At 42.7% G+C, this 17,898-nt stretch carries 15 protein-coding genes; 7 read left to right on the top strand and 8 right to left on the bottom strand.

Going from position 1 to position 17,898, the window contains the following annotated elements:
• Both IQ230_RS07535 and IQ230_RS07530 read right to left on the bottom strand, forming a co-directional pair.
• A complete protein-coding gene (locus tag IQ230_RS07535) occupies window positions 1–1,326 on the bottom strand; it encodes a TIGR03279 family radical SAM protein (RefSeq protein WP_193931410.1) in 1,326 nt (441 codons plus the stop codon).
• 19 nt (window positions 1,327–1,345) lie between these two features.
• Window positions 1,346–2,317: an undecaprenyl-diphosphate phosphatase gene (locus IQ230_RS07530; protein ID WP_193931409.1), complete on the bottom strand. Its 972-nt coding sequence runs from the start codon at window positions 2,315–2,317 to the stop codon at window positions 1,346–1,348.
• A 280-nt stretch (window positions 2,318–2,597) separates the two neighbouring features.
• Here IQ230_RS07530 and IQ230_RS07525 point away from each other — a divergent pair, with 280 nt between their 5' ends.
• The 3 genes from IQ230_RS07525 (at window position 2,598) to nadB (ending at window position 5,678) form a co-directional block, all read left to right on the top strand.
• Window positions 2,598–3,275 carry a DUF3120 domain-containing protein gene (locus IQ230_RS07525; RefSeq protein WP_228054667.1) on the top strand — a complete coding sequence of 226 codons (678 nt, stop codon included), beginning with the start codon at window positions 2,598–2,600 and terminating at the stop codon, window positions 3,273–3,275.
• A gap of 179 nt (window positions 3,276–3,454) precedes the next feature.
• Window positions 3,455–3,886 carry a photosystem II complex extrinsic protein PsbU gene (gene psbU / locus IQ230_RS07520; RefSeq protein WP_322742314.1) on the top strand — a complete coding sequence of 144 codons (432 nt, stop codon included), beginning with the start codon at window positions 3,455–3,457 and terminating at the stop codon, window positions 3,884–3,886.
• 127 nt (window positions 3,887–4,013) lie between these two features.
• Window positions 4,014–5,678, top strand: coding sequence for an L-aspartate oxidase (gene nadB, locus IQ230_RS07515; protein ID WP_193931406.1), 1,665 nt, complete (start codon window positions 4,014–4,016; stop codon window positions 5,676–5,678).
• Between the two features lie 72 nt (window positions 5,679–5,750).
• Here nadB and IQ230_RS07510 read toward each other — a convergent pair whose 3' ends face one another.
• The 4 genes from IQ230_RS07510 to btpA all read right to left on the bottom strand — a co-directional run bounded on the left by IQ230_RS07510 (window position 5,751) and on the right by btpA (window position 10,543).
• Window positions 5,751–6,005, bottom strand: coding sequence for a hypothetical protein (locus tag IQ230_RS07510; protein WP_193931405.1), 255 nt, complete (start codon window positions 6,003–6,005; stop codon window positions 5,751–5,753).
• A 282-nt stretch (window positions 6,006–6,287) separates the two neighbouring features.
• Window positions 6,288–8,465 carry a CHASE2 domain-containing protein gene (locus IQ230_RS07505; protein WP_193931404.1) on the bottom strand — a complete coding sequence of 726 codons (2,178 nt, stop codon included), beginning with the start codon at window positions 8,463–8,465 and terminating at the stop codon, window positions 6,288–6,290.
• A 168-nt stretch (window positions 8,466–8,633) separates the two neighbouring features.
• A complete protein-coding gene (locus tag IQ230_RS07500; RefSeq protein WP_193931403.1) occupies window positions 8,634–9,590 on the bottom strand; it encodes a vitamin K epoxide reductase family protein in 957 nt (318 codons plus the stop codon).
• 95 nt (window positions 9,591–9,685) lie between these two features.
• The gene (btpA, locus tag IQ230_RS07495) at window positions 9,686–10,543 is read right to left on the bottom strand and encodes a photosystem I biogenesis protein BtpA (protein WP_193931402.1); all 858 of its coding nucleotides are present in this window, start codon (window positions 10,541–10,543) and stop codon (window positions 9,686–9,688) included.
• Between the two features lie 432 nt (window positions 10,544–10,975).
• On the opposite strand from btpA, the gene rimO reads away from it, so the two are divergent.
• Both rimO and IQ230_RS07485 read left to right on the top strand, forming a co-directional pair.
• The gene (rimO, locus tag IQ230_RS07490; RefSeq protein WP_193931401.1) at window positions 10,976–12,298 is read left to right on the top strand and encodes a 30S ribosomal protein S12 methylthiotransferase RimO; all 1,323 of its coding nucleotides are present in this window, start codon (window positions 10,976–10,978) and stop codon (window positions 12,296–12,298) included.
• Between the two features lie 46 nt (window positions 12,299–12,344).
• Window positions 12,345–13,739: a DEAD/DEAH box helicase gene (locus IQ230_RS07485; RefSeq protein ID WP_193931400.1), complete on the top strand. Its 1,395-nt coding sequence runs from the start codon at window positions 12,345–12,347 to the stop codon at window positions 13,737–13,739.
• Window positions 13,740–13,742: 3 nt separating this feature from the next.
• Here the strand turns inward: IQ230_RS07485 and IQ230_RS07480 are convergent, their stop codons facing one another.
• The gene (locus IQ230_RS07480) at window positions 13,743–14,255 is read right to left on the bottom strand and encodes a methyltransferase family protein (protein ID WP_193931399.1); all 513 of its coding nucleotides are present in this window, start codon (window positions 14,253–14,255) and stop codon (window positions 13,743–13,745) included.
• Between the two features lie 57 nt (window positions 14,256–14,312).
• Window positions 14,313–15,260, bottom strand: coding sequence for an aldo/keto reductase (locus tag IQ230_RS07475; RefSeq protein ID WP_193931398.1), 948 nt, complete (start codon window positions 15,258–15,260; stop codon window positions 14,313–14,315).
• A gap of 343 nt (window positions 15,261–15,603) precedes the next feature.
• On the opposite strand from IQ230_RS07475, the gene IQ230_RS07470 reads away from it, so the two are divergent.
• Together IQ230_RS07470 and IQ230_RS07465 are read left to right on the top strand one after the other, a co-directional pair.
• Window positions 15,604–16,998 carry a BCD family MFS transporter gene (locus IQ230_RS07470; RefSeq protein WP_228054666.1) on the top strand — a complete coding sequence of 465 codons (1,395 nt, stop codon included), beginning with the start codon at window positions 15,604–15,606 and terminating at the stop codon, window positions 16,996–16,998.
• Window positions 16,995–17,807, top strand: coding sequence for an inositol monophosphatase family protein (locus IQ230_RS07465; protein WP_193931396.1), 813 nt, complete (start codon window positions 16,995–16,997; stop codon window positions 17,805–17,807). The genes IQ230_RS07470 and IQ230_RS07465 overlap by 4 nt, the downstream gene beginning before the upstream one ends.
• Window positions 17,808–17,898: the final 91 nt, after the last annotated feature.

The raw sequence follows: 17,898 nt of genomic DNA, 5'->3' as shown, positions 1-17,898 counted from the left end.
TTACTTAGTACAAATATTGATTAGTTCGTTTACTCCTCGGATTGCTACCACCGGTGTTTCCAGTTTACTAGCTAATTCTGCGATCGTCATGTCATCTAGAAAACACGTATCTCCCTGCTTCAACATCATCGACGGCAGTAAAATTTTTTCGCCCAAATCCTTTCCCCGTAAACCTTGCAGTAAATCTTGACCTGTGAGCAACCCAGTTACAGTAATATTTTGTCCCCAATAATTGCTACATAAAGCAACCATATTTACCCGTAAACCTACGACTTGATTAAGTTGCTGTAAGATCGGTTGAAAAGCGTGTTCTACTGCATTACCGACAACCCAAGTAATGCTGCGGGGTGCAGAGACGCTTGCGGGAAGATTTAAAGATGCGATCGCAAACTCTTTTAAAAAAGCCCGAATTGAACCAACACCATTGTCAATTTGGGGATAGTCTTCATAATGTGACTCTGGTGGAAGATCTGCTTGGGCAATGAGAAACCACTCATCAGCTAACCAAGCAAATGTCGAACCAAATGTAGTGCGAAACTTGTCTTGCAGCGATCGCACTTGGGCAATAACTTCTTGGGCTTTAGCTTGACTCACTGGAATCAGTTCATCTTCTGCAGGACGAAATCGTGTCAAACCCACAGGAACAACTGCAACAGATGCAACAGCAGGTGTGTCTCCTTGATGAAACTTAGCGAGATCGAGTAGCGTTCGTTCCAGGTGAACTCCATCATTAATCCCTGGACAAACGACAACTTGAGCGTGAATTTGTAGCCGTCGTTCTTGAAACCACTTGATATGTTGTAGTATTTGTCCGGCACGCGGATTTTTTAATAGCCGCACTCTAATTTCAGGTTCAGTTGCATGCACAGATACGTATAATGGCGATAATCTTAATTGTTCGATGCGTTCCCATTCTTTGGGTGGCAAATTAGTTAAAGTTAAGTACGACCCGTATAAGAAGCTCAAGCGGTAATCATCATCTTTAAGATACAAGCTTTGCCTTTTACCAGGCGGTTGCTGATCGATAAAACAAAACGGACAGCGGTTATTACACTGAATCAAGTTATCGAATAAGGCATTTTCAAACTCTAATCCTAAGTCTTCATCATAGTCTTTTTCAATTTCAATTTGATGGCTTTTGCCAGCAGCATCGAGAACTTCGAGTTCTAATACTTCATCTGCGCACAGAAATTGGTAATCGATCAAATCGCGGGGACGACTACCATTGATTGCCACAATTGCATCGCCAGGTTCAAAGCCAATCTCTGCGGCAATTGATTCAGGAAGCACTTTGGTTATTTTAGCAGGGCGAACAGCGTAACTCATAGAACAGAAGTGCAGACTACTAAGTATTTTGTAGTAGTCCAGTGCTAATTGCAGTAAGGATTGCTATTCCAAATGCTAACCTATACGCGACAAACACCCAGGTATTGTGAGTTTGCAAAAACCGTAACAACCAGGCGATCGCGGCATAGGAAAACACCGCAGCGGAGATAGTGCCAACAATCAAAGGCATGATGCCAGTGTTTCCTAATCCTATCTCAATTGCACCTTTAAGTTCTACTAAGCCTGCTAAGCTAATCGCAGGGATACCCAATAAAAAAGAAAATCGTGCCGCAGGTGCGCGATCTAATCCGGTAAATAGTGCTGCTGTTAGCGTTGAACCTGAACGAGAAACTCCTGGAATTAAGGATAAGGATTGGGCTAAGCCTACCAAAATACTGTCTCGAAGCTTGAGACTATCTAAATCGCGTTTGCGCTTTCCTACTTGTTCAGCAAGTCCCAGTAACAACGATAGTCCAATCGAGGTCAAGGCGATCGCCGCTAAACTCCGTACAGGTGAGTTATCGTAATCTGGGATGAAAAATTTGATCAGTAATCCAAAAAAAATGATCGGTATCGAGCCTAAAATAATTCCCAGTCCGAGACGGAAGTCATAAGAGTTATAGTTGCTTGTGGCGATCGCCTTGACTATTCCTGTGGTAATTTGCTTCAGGTCATTCCAAAAATACCACAACACCGCACTAATGCTACCTAACTGAATTATTGCTGTATAAGCAACACCTGGGTCGCCCCATCCTAAAACAACTGGTACTACTTTAAGGTGTGCAGTACTACTGATCGGCAAAAACTCGGTTATCCCTTGTACCATACCAAGAAAAATGCTTTGAAACACATTTATCTGTTGAATTTGTTGAGTGCTTGCAACTATCTCTGAAGTCGGTTGGCTGAACACTTTGCTTGGTAAGGTGACAACTGCGAATGCAGCTATACCTGTGCTTGCACGTTTGAACCAGCGAGGTAGGGATAATGCCATATGCCTAGTTTGTATACCAATGTCTCGTACAGCATAGCGGCAAATATCTCTCTGAACCAGATCTGCTAGTTATCTTTAAGAAATTCTTACTTTAGCTGGATGCCTTCTTTTGAACAGAGTAACTCACCTAATAAAGTCATTAGCTAATCGCTAATCACTAAGTGCTTTAATCCAATTTAGATTATGATAAATATGCCCCCTGGGGGGATTAATGTTAGAATAATCTCTAATAAGATTAAGTTAAGTAAAGAATCATAACAAATCATTGGTTAATCATACATTGTCCTCATACACTGCTCCAATCCCTACAGATAAACTTGGTTCGCGCCAAGCATGGTTAGTCTTTGCGGCTGCTGTGTTTTTAGTAACCGTACCAGTATTTATTGAAGCACCCCTAGTGCGATCGCTACCGAGCTTGAGTCTAGCTCTCACAGGCGTATGGATCGCAATAAGCTTATTTTTGATGTCACGCCCAGCAACTCATTTTTGGGGCGATCTTTTACTCGGATTTAGCTGGAGTTGGCTAGCAGGTTCATTGTACTGGGGCTGGCTACGCTGGGAACCTTTGTTACATTTACCTGTAGAAGCGATCGCATTGCCATTTGCAATTATTTGTATCCGGCGCAACTGGGGGCTAGTAGGTAGCTTTTTCTACCTTGGCTCTTTATTTGGGACTGTAGTTACAGATATATACTTTTATTTAGTTGATTTAATTCCTTATTGGCGACAGTTAATGCAGGTAGAGCCAACACTAGCTGCACCCATCTTACAAAGTGCCTTAGTGCAAGTTTACACTCCTTGGGGACAACTGTGGGCACTGATCTTAGCAAGCGTTCTCCTAACAGTTGGTATTTTGCCCTTAATTAAGAAGCAACTACATTTTTGGGCATTTAGCGGTGCTGTTTTAAGTACGATTTTGGTAGATATTCTCTTCTGGCTGGCTGCACTTGCGGCGTAATCTATTGGTGGAATAATTCTACAAAAGCTATGTAAAAAGCTAAATTCTAACCTCTCTAAGTATCAAGATCTACTTAATCCATGCAGCAAGTGATAGCTTCAGGATCAATAAAGCTATATATTAGTTTCTAAAGCCTGCTGTGTGTTGATTTCAGATTGATGGAAAGAGGTAGAAAAATCGTGAAACGATTGATACGTGTATTGACAATTTTGTTTTTGATAGTAGGGTGCATGGGATGGCTTGGTGTACCTCAACAAGCTATTGCTGCTGATTGGAGTAGTGTTACCCTACCCTCAGTAACAATTTTGGGAGTTGAAGTAGTACCAAGACGAGCGGACGATAAGCTAGCTACAGACTTTGGTAAAAAAATTGATTTAAACAATACCAACGTCAGAGCATTTCAACAATATCCAGGAATGTATCCTAACCTAGCCAAGAAAATTATCAAGAATGCTCCCTATGAAAATGTTGAGGATGTTTTAGAGATTGAGGGATTGAGCGATCGCCAAAAAGAACTCTTGCAAGCGAATCTGGACAAATTTACAGTGACAGAACCAGAAGCAGCTTTTGTTGAGGGCGACGATCGCGTTAACAACGGAATCTATCGATAACGTCTAAAACACGTTCTGCGAACAACCCACTCCTCTGGAGTGGGCTATTTTTATATAAGAGGGGTTGTTATTAGCTAATCGCTAATGACTCTATAAAATTTACTTCAAAAGTTTAACTTTGATTGCCTTGTCTCAAATCAATTTTCAAACTCAATTTGATGTCATAGTTGTAGGTGCTGGTGCTGCAGGGCTTTACACTACATTGTGTCTGCCAGAACATCTTCAAGTTGGCCTAATTACTAAAGATACTGTATCGCTTTCTGCTAGTGATTGGGCACAAGGCGGAATTGCAGCAGCGATCGCGCCGGATGATTCGCCGTTACTACATATTGAAGACACTTTACAAGCAGGTGCGGGTTTATGCGATCGCTCCTCTGTAGAATTCATGGCAAAGATGGCACCAAGTTGCATTCAATCTTTAGTCAAACTGGGAGTTGCATTTGATCGCCGCGATCGGGATTTGGCTTTAACTTTAGAAGCCGCGCATTCTCGCCGTCGCGTACTTCATGCTGCTGATACGACAGGTAGAGAAGTGACAACAACACTCACAGCACAAGTGTTGCAGCGTCAAAATATTCAAGTGTTCCAGCAAGCATATGCTTTGAATTTGTGGCTCGATTCCCAGCAACATTGTCAAGGAATTTGTTTGCTTTATCAAGGTTGTATTACTTGGGTAAAAGCAAAGGTTGTGGTTTTAGCAACCGGAGGTGGTGGACAAGTTTTTGCCCAAACAACGAATCCCGCAATCAGTACTGGAGATGGAGTGGCGATCGCTTGGCGGGCTGGCGCTTTACTGAGAGATTTGGAATTTGTGCAGTTTCATCCTACTGCTTTAACAAAAGCTGGTGCGCCCCGCTTTTTAATTAGCGAAGCTGTACGCGGTGAAGGTGCGCACTTAATCGATGCAATAGGACACCGTTTTGCATTTGATTACCATCCTGCCGGAGAATTAGCACCTAGGGACGTTGTGAGTCGTGCTATTTTTAATCACTTACAGCGTACTGCTGCTGATCCAGCAACTGCTCATGTATGGTTAGATTTACGCCCAATACCTAAAGAAACAATCTTGCATCGTTTCCCAAATATTATTCAAGTGTGTCAGCAATGGGGAGTTGATGTATTTTCTGAACCCGTTCCTGTAGCGCCTGCAGCGCATTATTGGATGGGTGGAATTGTGACAGATTTGCATAACCAAACTTCAATTCCTAACTTATATGCTGTAGGCGAAACTGCAAGTACAGGAGTGCATGGCGCTAATCGTTTAGCAAGTAATTCACTGCTTGAATGTATTGTCTTTGGCGCTCAAATGGCATATTTAAACGATAAATTAGTCACTTCAGTTGACAACGATAGCCATAAGTCGAGTGTCAATATTTCCTTGTCTGAAAATGACTGGTTCTTGCAGCAACAACAATTAACAATGTGGCGTCAGGAATTACCGCGTTTAGTCTGGCAAAGTGCAGGAATATGTCGTGAAGCAAATAGATTAGAAGATGCGATCGCTCAGGTTGAAGCTTGGCAACACAAATTTGCTGCTTTACCATTAAGTCTGTTCTTACGTGATTTATCTGCAACACAGACAGCGATCGTCAATTCATCTAACACTGAACAGCAGTTGCGTTTGTGGGGAGAAACTCGAAACTTACTTGATGTAGCTTATCTTATTCTCAAAAGTGCGTCTTTTCGTACTGAAAGCCGTGGTGGACACTATCGCTTAGATTATCCTCAAACAGATCCCAACTGGCAATTTCATACCTTGATTAAAGAGGATAAATGGTACAAAAGCGATTAATTTGACAAAAAGCCGAGGACTATAGTGTTTACCTAGTCAAAACCTATCTTTATTTTCCTGCACCAGCCTATCTTACCTAGTTCCGGAACCTTGAGTTCTAGTAGGCGCACCTTTTGGAGGTGGAACAAAATTAAAATTCACTGGTAGGTTAGGATTCACAGTCGGTGACTCTAGATCAGCTGCTGAAACAATTGTTACTGCTGGTACATGCTTGAGCAATTTTGTGTTAAAAATAATACTTAGAAAGTCATTTGTGCCTGTCATGTCAAATAACTGTAATCCGACAACAAGTGTGGCAATAGATTTAATTTTGAGATAAGTCGCCATACGTGCTAATGGATTGCTATTTAATTTAGTATTTCATATCTCTCCTAAAACTTCCGTACATTTACGTATTCGTCATAGTGAATTTACACAAGCTTATAAAATGGATATTTATCGTCAGTAAATTTACTAAAACGAGCCTCAAATAAAAAGAGATAGCATTACAGAGGTTCTCCGACTCCCTTCGGGGCTACCCAAGCAAAGTGTACCTTCGTACACCCAAACAAAATTTTTGAGGGGGTAAGGCATGCTTTACCCGTAGTCCACCTCCTTGGACTTTTAAATCTAAGCAAATTTGTAGCAGTTTTTACCCATCTGCTTGGCTTGATACATTGCTAGATCAGCTTGTTTTACCAAGGTTTCTTGTGTATTCCCATTGAAGGGATAAAAGCTAATTCCAATACTGACAGTAACAATAATTGTCTGCCCGTTCAGATCGAATTCCTCAGAGAGAGTCGTCAAGATTTTGTCAGCAACAGCAGCAGCGTCGTGTGCCTTAGCAATCCCTGGAAGAATGACAGTAAATTCGTCGCCACCGAGTCGAGAAACAATGTCGCTACCACGCAGAGATGAAGTTAATCGTTGTGCTACTGTCACAAGTAAGAGATCGCCGCTGTCGTGCCCAAAAGTATCGTTGACTTGCTTGAACCCATCTAAGTCAATAAATAGCAAAGCTAGCGATAAATTATTACTTTTTGCCCATGCTAAAGACTGATTAAGATGGTCGTAAAATAGCTTACGATTAGGCAAACCTGTTAGTGAGTCGTGATAGGCAAGATAACGCAAACGGTCTTGCGAATGTTGTAATTCAGTATTTGAGCGCAAAAGTTCCGCAGCAGTGCGCTTGAATTCTTCTTCGATGCGCTTGCGTTCTGTAATATCGCGCATCACCCCGACTAAAAATAAATTACCAGCCGCGTCTTTGTGTAGTGATTTTTTTGTAGCAACAAAATGAGTGATACCTTCAGAATCAGTAAGTTCTTCTTCGTTTTCTATAGCACTTCCACTAGCGAACACAATTTCATCATGTTGCCAAGAAACGTCAGCTTCGTTTTGAGGCAGAAATTCATCGTCTGAGTGTTCCAGCAATTCTTCAAGTGAATAACCAATAAATTGACAAAATGCATCGTTTAACACAATCCACTGATGTTGTTGATTTTTGACAAAGACAGGATCGGGAATTGTATTAATGACTTCTTGTAAAAATTCTTTAGAACGTTGTAACCCCTCTTGTTGATAAGCAATATGACTTGCGATCGCTACTGCACAACTATAAATACCCAGTAGTGGCGGAACAATAGGTATCCACCAACCATCAAGAAAAGCTACGTAAGCTATGCCAATAAGTAACGCGCTTGTAATTGCAATAGTTAAGATAAATTTAGTTGGTTTACGCAAGCGCCAACTGAGTAATGCGCCGAGTAAAGTCCAAGCAAAAATCCACAAGCTTTCTGTTACCTTTGACCAAACTTGAATAACTGGACGTCCAACCAGTGCTGCATCAAGAATTTGACTGACAATGTTAGCTTGCAACTCTACGCCAGTAATCGGTTGCGCTGCTGTTGTTGGTAAACTAGTACTGTAAGGAACGAAAAAAAAGTCTTTTAGACTAGGTGCTGTAGAACCAATCAGAACAATGCGATCGCGAAACGCCTCAGCTGGTACTTTGTTCGTTAGTACTTCAGTTAGCGATACTGTGCGAAAACTGTTTTGGATATGACGAAAATTAGAGATGATTTGATAGCCGCCATCATCAGCTTGTGCGTAACCACCATCATTGCGCTTAAAGCAGGGGAGTACACTTTGACCAAGTTGTAAATAATTGGGATTTTGTGCTGGTTGGGGAGAAATTCCTTCAGATACTAAGTAACCCAAAGCAAGCTTGAGAGCAAAACTTTCATAAGTTTTGTTTTGTGTTGTCCAATAAAGTAAACTACGGCGTACTTTTCCATCAGCATCAAGGATAACGTTATTAAAACCGACACGTTGCTGATTCAGAATCGGTGGGGGTAGTACTGCGGCGCTGTACTGATCTTCTAGTTTTTCAATACCGATCAGGTTGGGAATTGATTTGTATACTTGTTGCAGGTGTTTGTGTCCAGGTTCTACTGGCAAATCTCGGTACAAATCTAAACCAATCATGCGAGGTTGGTGGCGGTGCAATTGCTGCAATAGCTGTGCAATTAATGTGTCTGGTAACGGCCACTGCCCGATAAACTGAAGATCTGCTTCTTCAATAGCAACGATTATAATTCGTTCGTCTACAGGTTCTGGCGGGCGTAAACGAAAAAATTGATCGAAAGCCGCCCACTCTAAAGATTGGATAATTCCAAAGTAACGTGATAATAGGATGCAACTAGCAACACTCAATGCTGTAAGCCACACCCGCCGACTATTGTGTGTGTGTTGTTCTCTAAATAGCCTTTTTTTCAGCCCCTTGCTGTCATCTCCAGTTTTGCCCATGCTTCAGACGCCCAACCTTCCCTAATGCTAGATTTCCCCATAAAGGCGAGGAATCATTACAAAGGCAAAAATATTTTGCATAGATTAGGTTGAGAAATCGAGAGCTAGGTAAAAAAGACTAGCTTGTTTTGGGTAGGTAGTCTCAAAACCATGCCTACTAACAATTCATTATGAGGGAGAGTATTGAAAACTTTGTGGACCTGTGTAACCAGAAAGTTCTGCTAACTCTTGTAAAGATCTTAAACCTGGATACAATTGACCGTTAATTTCCCAAGTTGGGAAGCTTTGAATACCTGCAGTTTGACAAAGGTCAGGACGTGCGTTTTGACCGTCTGCAGCACATTCAATGTGATTGATTTCGGCGTAGGCTTGTTGTCCAAAAAGCTGCTTTTGTTCGTGACAGTGGGGACACCACCAAGCTACAAATTCTCTAGCACCAATTTGAGTTAAGTGACGTGCTAAAGCAATTTCAGCTTCTCCGGAGGTCGTGGTAATTTGCCAACCAACACCAGGTGTTGGTGCTGTCGTTGGACTTAAACTTGTGCTTGATTGTCCTGGAGTTGTTGCTGTTGGTTGGTTGATTCCTGCGTAGATACCAAGAGTACCAATTAAGGTAATCATACCGACAACGATCGCTGTAAAGAAAATTTGTCCGATGTCCTCCCACGCACGACCGACGATGGTAAGAACCAATAGGCTAACCGAGAAGATTGCCGAGGCAATACAGTAAACACACGTCGCTTGAATTTGTGAAAAAAGTAGGTACATTAAGTATCCACTAAAGACTGTCATGGCGATCGCACCAGCCAATAGTAACAACCAAGTCCAATTCTCTACTTGGGAACGCAGTTCTTTCTTTCGTCCTGGATTAATGCCCAAAGGTGCCAAAGCGAAGGCTGTCATACTGGCATAAGCCAAAAAGCCAAACAAGGCTAGTGGTAGCCCAAAAACTGTCGCATAAGGGCTAGAAAGTACAAGATCGCAGTTACCTGCAGGGCAGGCAGTGGAACTTTGGCTAAACTTTACTATGGTCAAGTACGCGGTGGTTAGTGCACCTAACAGCGCGATCGCTGCAATTAGCGGACGGGACCATCGATGAATCCAAGGAATACGTCGGCGACTCATGGTTAGTGGCTAGTGGTGATATGTTTTCATCCTAAAACTGTTTTATTGCCTCAGTTTTATTTTGACAAGTTTAAATTAGTATTGTGGCATACTGGCTAACTTCTAATTTCTGAACCTTGGTCTTTGATTTCTATCTGGTCTTCAATTAGCTTCTGCTTGCTACTCCTTGCAGCCTCTACAAATTGGTTAACACGAATTGGATCAATTGTTTGCTCGCGGCGACCGTGACGTTTCAGCGATGAGGAGACAATGACGCCATCTGCAGCTTGCATTAGTGTGGAAATATTTTCCCAACTAGCACCACTCCCAATCAAAACTGGTGTGTCGTGGGCGGCAGCTTTCGCGAGTTCTAAATCTTGTAAATCTGGCGGGCTACCTGTTGCCCAACCTGACAAAATAACAGCGTCAGCCAAACCGCGCTCAATAGTGTCTTGTACCGCAACCGTTAGATTAGGAGAACTTAGAGGTCGTGCGTGTTTGACAAGCACATCCGCAAAAATTTTGACGTCGCTGCCAATTTCGCGACGATAACGTAGCAATTGGTGTGCTTGCCCCTCTATTAATCCTTGATCAGTTGCCATGACACCAGTCAACACATTGACACGAATAAATTGTGCTTTGACGACTGTGGCGATCGCTAAAGCACTGTGAGCATCATTGCGTAAGACATTTACCCCGATTGGGACAGCCACTAGATGCATTAGTCGTTGAATCACCACTGTCATAGCGCTAACAACAGCAGGATCTACTTGATTCTTCGTAAACGGCGCGTCGAAGAAGTTTTCGATGATAATACCATCAACACCGCCACTCGCAAGCGCTGTTGCTTCTTGTTCGGCACGGTCAATCACTGCTTTGAGGTTTCCACCCCAGCCAGGTGCAGTGGGTAACGGCAGTAAATGAACTACGCCTATGATTGGGTTAGGAGTTTTAAATAGCTGCTTTAAGTCCACTTCTTCTCCACTACAGACGCTTCAGCTTGAGCGCAGTTAAACAAAGCAACTTAAATAGTATACGCAGCGATGACATAATTTATCCTTTATTGAAGTTAGCAGCACAGTATTCATAAGATATGTTAAGATACAATTCAGGTGAATAGGAGCTTGCCACTCCAACACCAGGGTAGGTAACAACTATTGTTCCTACGAAGAAAACAATGCACAGGGCAAAGTAGGGTAGCTTAATACCAGTTTAACAATTGGTATTTCTTTAAGTTTAAAATTAAGAAATTTAAACGTAATTCGGTTTTATCCTCTAAGCCCAGCAAACAAACGGCATTACAATCCATTGTTAGCGCTGGTGGAGTAAGCTGACGAATCTGTGTTTTTAAAGCAGTAAAATCCGCTAGCGATATTTTAGACTGCAAAACACAAGTAACTTACTCTATGGTTGATAAGCCAACAATTGCGATTTCTCATTTGGGCTGCGAGAAAAACCGAATCGATACGGAACACATGCTAGGGCTTCTAGTTGAAGCCGGCTATGGTGTAGATACAAACGAAGAACTAGCAGATTATGTCATAGTAAATACCTGCAGCTTTATTCAAGCCGCGCGGGAAGAATCTGTACGAACTTTGGTAGAACTAGCAGACGCTGGAAAAAAAATTGTAATTGCGGGCTGTATGGCACAGCACTTCCAGCAAGAACTCATGGAAGAGTTGCCTGAAGCAGTAGCAGTGGTAGGAACGGGTGACTATCACAAAATAGTCAACGTGATTCACCGAGTAGAAGAAGGAGAAAGAGTTCAAGAAGTAACTGCAGAACCAACTTATATTGCTGATGAGACAACGCCACGCTACCGAACAACAACTGAAGGTGTGGCTTACCTGCGTGTTGCGGAAGGGTGCGATTACCGCTGCGCGTTTTGTATTATTCCGCATTTGCGAGGAAATCAGCGATCGCGCTCGATTGAATCAATTGTGGCAGAAGCAGAACAATTAGCGGCGCAAGGAGTGCAGGAAATTATCTTAATTTCTCAAATAACGACAAACTATGGTGTCGATCTTTATGGAGAGCCGCGCTTAGCGGAACTCTTACAGGCATTAGGTAAAGTCGATATTCCTTGGATTCGGATGCACTATGCCTATCCTACAGGACTGACGCCAAAAGTCATTGAGGCAATTCAAGCAACACCTAATGTTCTACCTTACTTAGATTTACCATTACAGCACTCACATCCAGAAATTTTACGAGCTATGAACCGTCCTTGGCAAGGGCGAGTTAACGATGGAATTATCGAACGCATCAAGCAAGCAATTCCGCAGGCGGTGCTAAGAACAACATTTATCGTTGGATTTCCAGGAGAGACTGAGGAACACTTTGAGCATTTACAGCAGTTTGTTCAGCGTCACGAATTCGATCACGTAGGAGTATTTACATTCTCTCCAGAAGAAGGAACTCCGGCGTATAGTTTGCCAAATCAGTTACCACAGGAAGTCATGGAAGCACGACGCGATGCGGTAATGGAAATTCAGCAGCCGATTTCATGGCGTAAGAATCAACAGGAAGTCGGCAAAGTAATAGACGTGCTGATTGAGCAAGAAAATCCAGAAACTGGGGATTTAGTAGGACGTTCTACTCGCTTCTCTCCAGAAGTCGATGGTTTAGTTTATGTTCAGGGTGCAGCGCGGCTAGGTTCTCTGGTACCAGTCAAGATTACCGACGCCGATATTTACGACCTTTACGGTCAGATAGCCATTAATAACTGATTAGTGGCTCGTTGAAAGCGAAACACAATACATATTAGGAGACTAGATGAATTTTTCCTTTGAAAGCTTGGGTCTTTCAGAAACACGTATTAAACATTTAGAAAAAGTTGGATTTACAACAGCAACAAATATTCAAGCGCAAGCGATTCCCCACTTACTAGCAGGGCGCGATGTTGTAGGACAATCTCAAACTGGTACCGGAAAAACAGCCGCATTTTCTTTGCCGATTCTAGAGCGTATCGATCCCCACCAAAAATCAGTGCAGGCTTTGATCCTGACACCAACACGAGAGTTAGCGGTGCAGGTAAAAGAAGCAATTTCGAGCTTTGTTGGCGATCAAAATGTCCGCGTAGCAGCAATTTACGGTGGTCAATCAATTGACCGACAAATGTTGCAATTAAAGCGCGGTGTCCAAATTGTTGTTGGTACACCTGGACGAGTCATCGATCTCATCAACCGAGGTAGCCTACAGCTCAATCAAATCAATTGGATGGTATTAGATGAAGCCGATGAAATGCTAAGCATGGGCTTTATTGACGACGTTGAAAGGATTTTACAGACTGCACCCACAGAAAGGCAAACAGCGTTGTTCTCCGCAACGATGCCATCAACAATTCGGCAATTAGTGACGAAGTTTTTGCGATCGCCTGTAACAGTCACAGTCGAACAACCAAAAGCTGCTCCAACACGCATTAATCAAGTTGCTTATTTGATCCCGCGTCATTGGAGTAAAGCACGAGCATTACAGCCCATTTTGGCACTGGAAGATCCTGAATCAGCATTGATCTTTGTGCGTACTAGAAAGACAGCGGCTGAACTAACTAATCAATTGCAAGCTGCAGGTTATAGCGCAGATGAGTACCACGGCGATCTCACTCAGCAAGCGCGAGAAAGACTATTAATGCGCTTTCGTAACAAGCAAGTCCGCTGGGTCATCGCTACAGATATTGCGGCGCGTGGCTTGGATGTAGAAGATTTAACGCACGTTATCAACTACGACTTACCCGATAGTGTTGAAACGTATGTGCACCGCATCGGGCGTACTGGACGTGCAGGTAAAGAAGGAACCGCAATTGCACTGGTACAACCGTTTGAACGGCGCAAGCAGCAACTCATTGAACGGCACGTTCGCCAAAGTTGGAAAGTGCTTTCGATTCCTACACGGGCGCAAATTGAAGGACGTCATCTAGAAAAGCTGCAAACTCAAGTACAAGAGGTTCTTTCGGGGGAACGTCTAGCTTCATTCTTGCCAATTGTGCGGGATCTAAGTAATGAGTATGACGTACATGCGATCGCCGCCGCAGCATTACAGATGGCATATGATTCAACTCGTCCCGCTTGGATGCAGTCAGAAGCCGGAACAATTGAACCCGAAAAACCAAATACACCAAAACCGATTTTGCGATCGCCACGTTCGCAATCAGTCTCAAAAAATAGCTAAATTCTAGTACATCTTAGGAATTAGCTTTTTGACACGTTGACAATAGTCTGGATAATCTAGATATCTCTGGATTAGCCAGGCTTCTTCTTTGCTAGCTTTAGCGTCAAAAAAAGTAAATAAAATTGCAGTTCCCACTAAGTGAGACAAACTCAGTACGAACATAGTCCAACTAAGTGCAGCTAAAATTACACCACTGTAAAGTGGATGGCGCACAACACTATAAACACCAGTTTGTACTAATTGTCCATTATTTTTAGGATACGGTAGTGGAGTAAGACTATCACCTAGATCCCACAAGCCTTTTAAAAGAAAAACAGCAGCGACTAATCCTATTCCAAAGGCTATAGCCCACACAAAATAGATTAATTTACTTAATTCGCCAAGCATGGCAGGTTGGTAAATAGGTAATATAACAAAACTCAATATTAAAAAAGCTTGGGCGAGTACCCAATATTCGCCATGTTGATTACTGCGCCATCCTGCACGAGTAAAGCCCCAATCGGTTAAAAGTTTCATCGTTGCGAGAAAATTCTGTAGGGAAAGACGACTGCTTTCCCTATGCTACTACTCGGCTTATCGCCAGGAACGACTCACTAAGTCTAATTGCCCAAATTCATCGTTGCTGAGTTTCCAGCCTAAAGCACCAGCATTTTGTTTGACTTGTGCGGCTGTTTTTGCTCCAGCAATAGGGATAACATTACCTTGGGTAATTAACCAGTTGAGCGCAACTTGAGCAGGAGTGCGATCGCGTTTTGCACCGATTTGACGCAGTAATGATAATACTGGTTCTATTTTTCGCAAACCGTCTTGACTAAAACGCGGATCAATTCTCCGTGCACCAGTAGGAGTTTCAGAATTGTCTACTGAGTATTTGCCTGTGAGTAAGCCTTGTGCCAACGGACTATATGCCAAAACTGTGATACCCAACTCTTTTGCGGTATCCAGAATACCATTTGTCTCAATTTGCCGTGTAATTAGTGAATAGCGCACTTGATTCACCGCTAAACGTACGCCGCGTCTAGCAAGTAACTCGTGGGCTTCGCGCATTTGTTCGGCTGAGTAGTTACTGACACCTATAGCTTCAATTCTGCCACGTTGCACTTCATCAGCCAAAGTGTTCATTAGTGTTTCTTGACTGAGTAAGAAAGTAAAAGGCCAATGCACTTGATACAGCGGTACTTTTTGTAGTTGCAGGCGTTTTAAGCTATCAGTTAGAGCATCCGAGACTGATTGACCTGTAAATCTCCAAGGAAAAGGACCAAATTTAGTTGCAATCTGTACTGATTGCGTTGTCTGCTGCATAAATTGCGCTAAAAACTCTTCTGACTGCCCAAATCCGTAAATCTCAGCAGTATCAAAGAATGTTGTTCCAGCTTCTAACGCGGCTTTGAAAGCTTCTCGTAGTTGATTGACATCGTAGTCACTACCATAATTCCAAAAGAGTTTATCGCCCCAAGCCCATGTACCAATACATAGGGGTGTCACTGCTGGACCATCTTGTCCTAATCTAATTGTTTCCACCTATTGCTACCACTTCTTTACACTTCTTTATATTCTTCTAGTGTATCGTTGTGGATTGCGGCTGTCTGTGTCTGTAGGCTATTAAACAGTGTTTTATATTTTAGGACTTACGTAATAGGTAACAAATAGTTATAGGTAACTACGAAAACGAGAATTTTAATCGCTTTTTACGTTACTTTCTCTGCTTGACAATGTGAAGAGCGAATAACTTGCTTTTTAACGATACCAATCGACTTAATGCAAACTAGAAAACACTTTCTATCATCCAAAATCTAATTTTAAGGTATGAATCATTATGGCAAAGGGGTCATTGGAGCATCCTCCTAAAATAAACCTTTTAACAATGTTTCGACTGGGCTTATTTCAGATGGGATTGGGCATTATGTCTATCCTGACACTAGGGGTACTCAACCGAATCATGATTAATGAGCTAGTTATTCCTGCAACTGTAGTTGCGGGGACAATTGCAATGCATCAATTTGTTGCTCCGGCGCGATTATGGTTTGGACAATTGTCGGATGCTAAAAAGATTGGTGGAACACACCGCACTGGTTATGTTTGGATTGGTGCCGCGTTATTTGCGATCGCATCTTTTCTAGCGGTACAAGTCACTTGGCAGTTAGGAAATAGCGTTCACTCACAAGGTTGGACATTTCAAACTTACGGTTGGGTAGCACTGTTAGCTGGAATTTTTGCTTTGTATGGGTTAGCGCTGAGTTCAAGTTCTACGCCTTTTGCTGCACTGCTTGTTGATGTTTCTGATGAGGAAAATCGTTCTCAACTTGTTGGTATTGTCTGGTCAATGCTCATGGTTGGTATTGTTATTGGAGCAATTATTAGTGCTGGATTACTCCCTGCACCGACAACTTGCCAGGAAGCAGTCTCTAATGTTTCTATCTTCAGCGATCCGCAAAGTCTAGCGTTCTTGCAAAATGCAATTAATCGCTTGTTCTTAGTACTACCTGCTGTTGTTTTTGGCTTGGCAGTATTATCTACGTTTGGTGTTGAAAAGAAATATTCGCGCTACACGTCGCGTTCGACTATAGCAGATAGAGAAGACAAAATTACCTTACCACGCGCGTTGAAAGTGCTGAGTGCTAGCCGTCAAACGGGGCTATTTTTCTCTTTTTTACTTGTGATGACGATTAGCTTATTTATGCAAGAAGCAGTAATGGAACCTTATGGCGGTGAAGTTTTTGGGATGTGTGTTTCGGAAACTACGCGGTTAAACGCGTTTTGGGGAACAGGAACGCTGTTAGGTATTAGCAGTACTGGATTTTTGATTGTGCCACGGATTGGTAAGCAAAAAACCGCTCAGTTAGGCTGTTTTACGGTTGCGATGTCTTTAGCATTAGTTGTAGTATCGGGGTTCAGTGCAAATCCTCAGATGTTACAAGGAGCGTTGCTCTTATTTGGTTTAGCCTCCGGTGTGACAACAACAGGAGCGATTAGTTTGATGCTTGATTTAACTGCAGCAGAAACCGCAGGAACTTTTATCGGTGCATGGGGATTGGCACAAGCGATCGCGCGGGCGGTGGCAACTGTAACGGGTGGTGCAGTTTTAGATATTGGCAAACAGCTATTTAGCGATCGTGTCTTCTCTTATGGCTTAGTATTTACCTTGCAGGCTTGTGGTATGATACTTGCGATTTGGTTTCTGAACCGCGTTGATGTCACAGAATTTCGTTCAAATGCTAAACAAGCGATCGCCTCAATATTGGAGAATGAATTAGATTGAATACTGATTTTTGGACATCAATTCTCGACTTTGCGCAAGCAACAACCCAACGTGTAGGAACGCAACTTCTCAAAGATTTTGGACGCGTACAAGCATCACAAAAAGCTGATGGAAGTTTGGTCACGCAATCGGATAAATGGGCAGATCGAGAATTTCGTGAAGCGATCGCAACTCATTTTCCTGAACACGGTATTTTGAGTGAAGAAGGCGATCAAACTTTTCCTGGAAGTGAGTGGTGCTGGGTCATCGATCCTTTAGATGGTACGACAAACTTTACTAGAGGAATTCCGCTGTGGGCAATTTCGCTTGGTTTGCTCTACCAAGGAACTCCTGTTTTTGGCTGCATCTACTTACCACCACTCGATCAAGTCTTTCATGGCTTTTTTCCAGGAGAATCACAATTAGCAATGCCTACTGGGGCATTTCTTAATCATTGTCCGATCCACAGTAGTAATGATGCTCCGAGTTCTAATCACTTTTTTAGCTTGTGTGCGCGGAGTACTTCAGTCATTCAACCAGGCTTTCCTTGTAAAATTCGGATGCTTGGCGTAGCTAGCTACAACTTCCTCACCGTCGCCGCTGGAACGACTTTAGGTGCAGTTGAAGCAACACCTAAAGTATGGGATCTTGCTGGTGCTTGGGTAATTGTGAAAGCGGCAGGAGGCGCTTGGGTATCCCTGCATTCGCAACCTCTGTTTCCGCTAGTCTCTGGCAAAGATTATGGCGATCGCTCTTTTCCCACTTTAGTGGTTAGTCGCCCTGAATTAGTACCAGTTTTTCGTCCATTTATGCAAAAAATCGCACATTAAGACTTTATAACCAAAGTACTCTATTTGCTCTACAACTAGCACCTTGCGCATTTGTGAGGGAGATATCTTGCGGTATAAAAAAATACTGTCT

Source organism: Gloeocapsopsis crepidinum LEGE 06123, from assembly GCF_015207655.1.
GTDB classification, from domain to species: Bacteria; Cyanobacteriota; Cyanobacteriia; order Cyanobacteriales; family Chroococcidiopsidaceae; genus Gloeocapsopsis; species Gloeocapsopsis crepidinum.
This window is presented reverse-complemented; position numbering and strand designations above follow the sequence as displayed.

Excerpts from the sequence above, each read along its gene's own strand:
- IQ230_RS07480 (WP_193931399.1), bottom strand. The coding sequence starts at position 14,255 with ATGAAACTTTTAACCGATTGGGGCTTTACTCGTGCAGGATGGCGCAGT.
- IQ230_RS07505 (WP_193931404.1), bottom strand. The coding sequence starts at position 8,465 with ATGGGCAAAACTGGAGATGACAGCAAGGGGCTGAAAAAAAGGCTATTT.
- IQ230_RS07535 (WP_193931410.1), bottom strand. The coding sequence starts at position 1,326 with ATGAGTTACGCTGTTCGCCCTGCTAAAATAACCAAAGTGCTTCCTGAA.
- rimO (WP_193931401.1), top strand. The coding sequence starts at position 10,976 with ATGGTTGATAAGCCAACAATTGCGATTTCTCATTTGGGCTGCGAGAAA.
- IQ230_RS07530 (WP_193931409.1), bottom strand. The coding sequence starts at position 2,317 with ATGGCATTATCCCTACCTCGCTGGTTCAAACGTGCAAGCACAGGTATA.
- IQ230_RS07470 (WP_228054666.1), top strand. The coding sequence starts at position 15,604 with ATGTTTCGACTGGGCTTATTTCAGATGGGATTGGGCATTATGTCTATC.
- IQ230_RS07485 (WP_193931400.1), top strand. The coding sequence starts at position 12,345 with ATGAATTTTTCCTTTGAAAGCTTGGGTCTTTCAGAAACACGTATTAAA.
- IQ230_RS07500 (WP_193931403.1), bottom strand. The coding sequence starts at position 9,590 with ATGAGTCGCCGACGTATTCCTTGGATTCATCGATGGTCCCGTCCGCTA.
- IQ230_RS07510 (WP_193931405.1), bottom strand. The coding sequence starts at position 6,005 with ATGGCGACTTATCTCAAAATTAAATCTATTGCCACACTTGTTGTCGGA.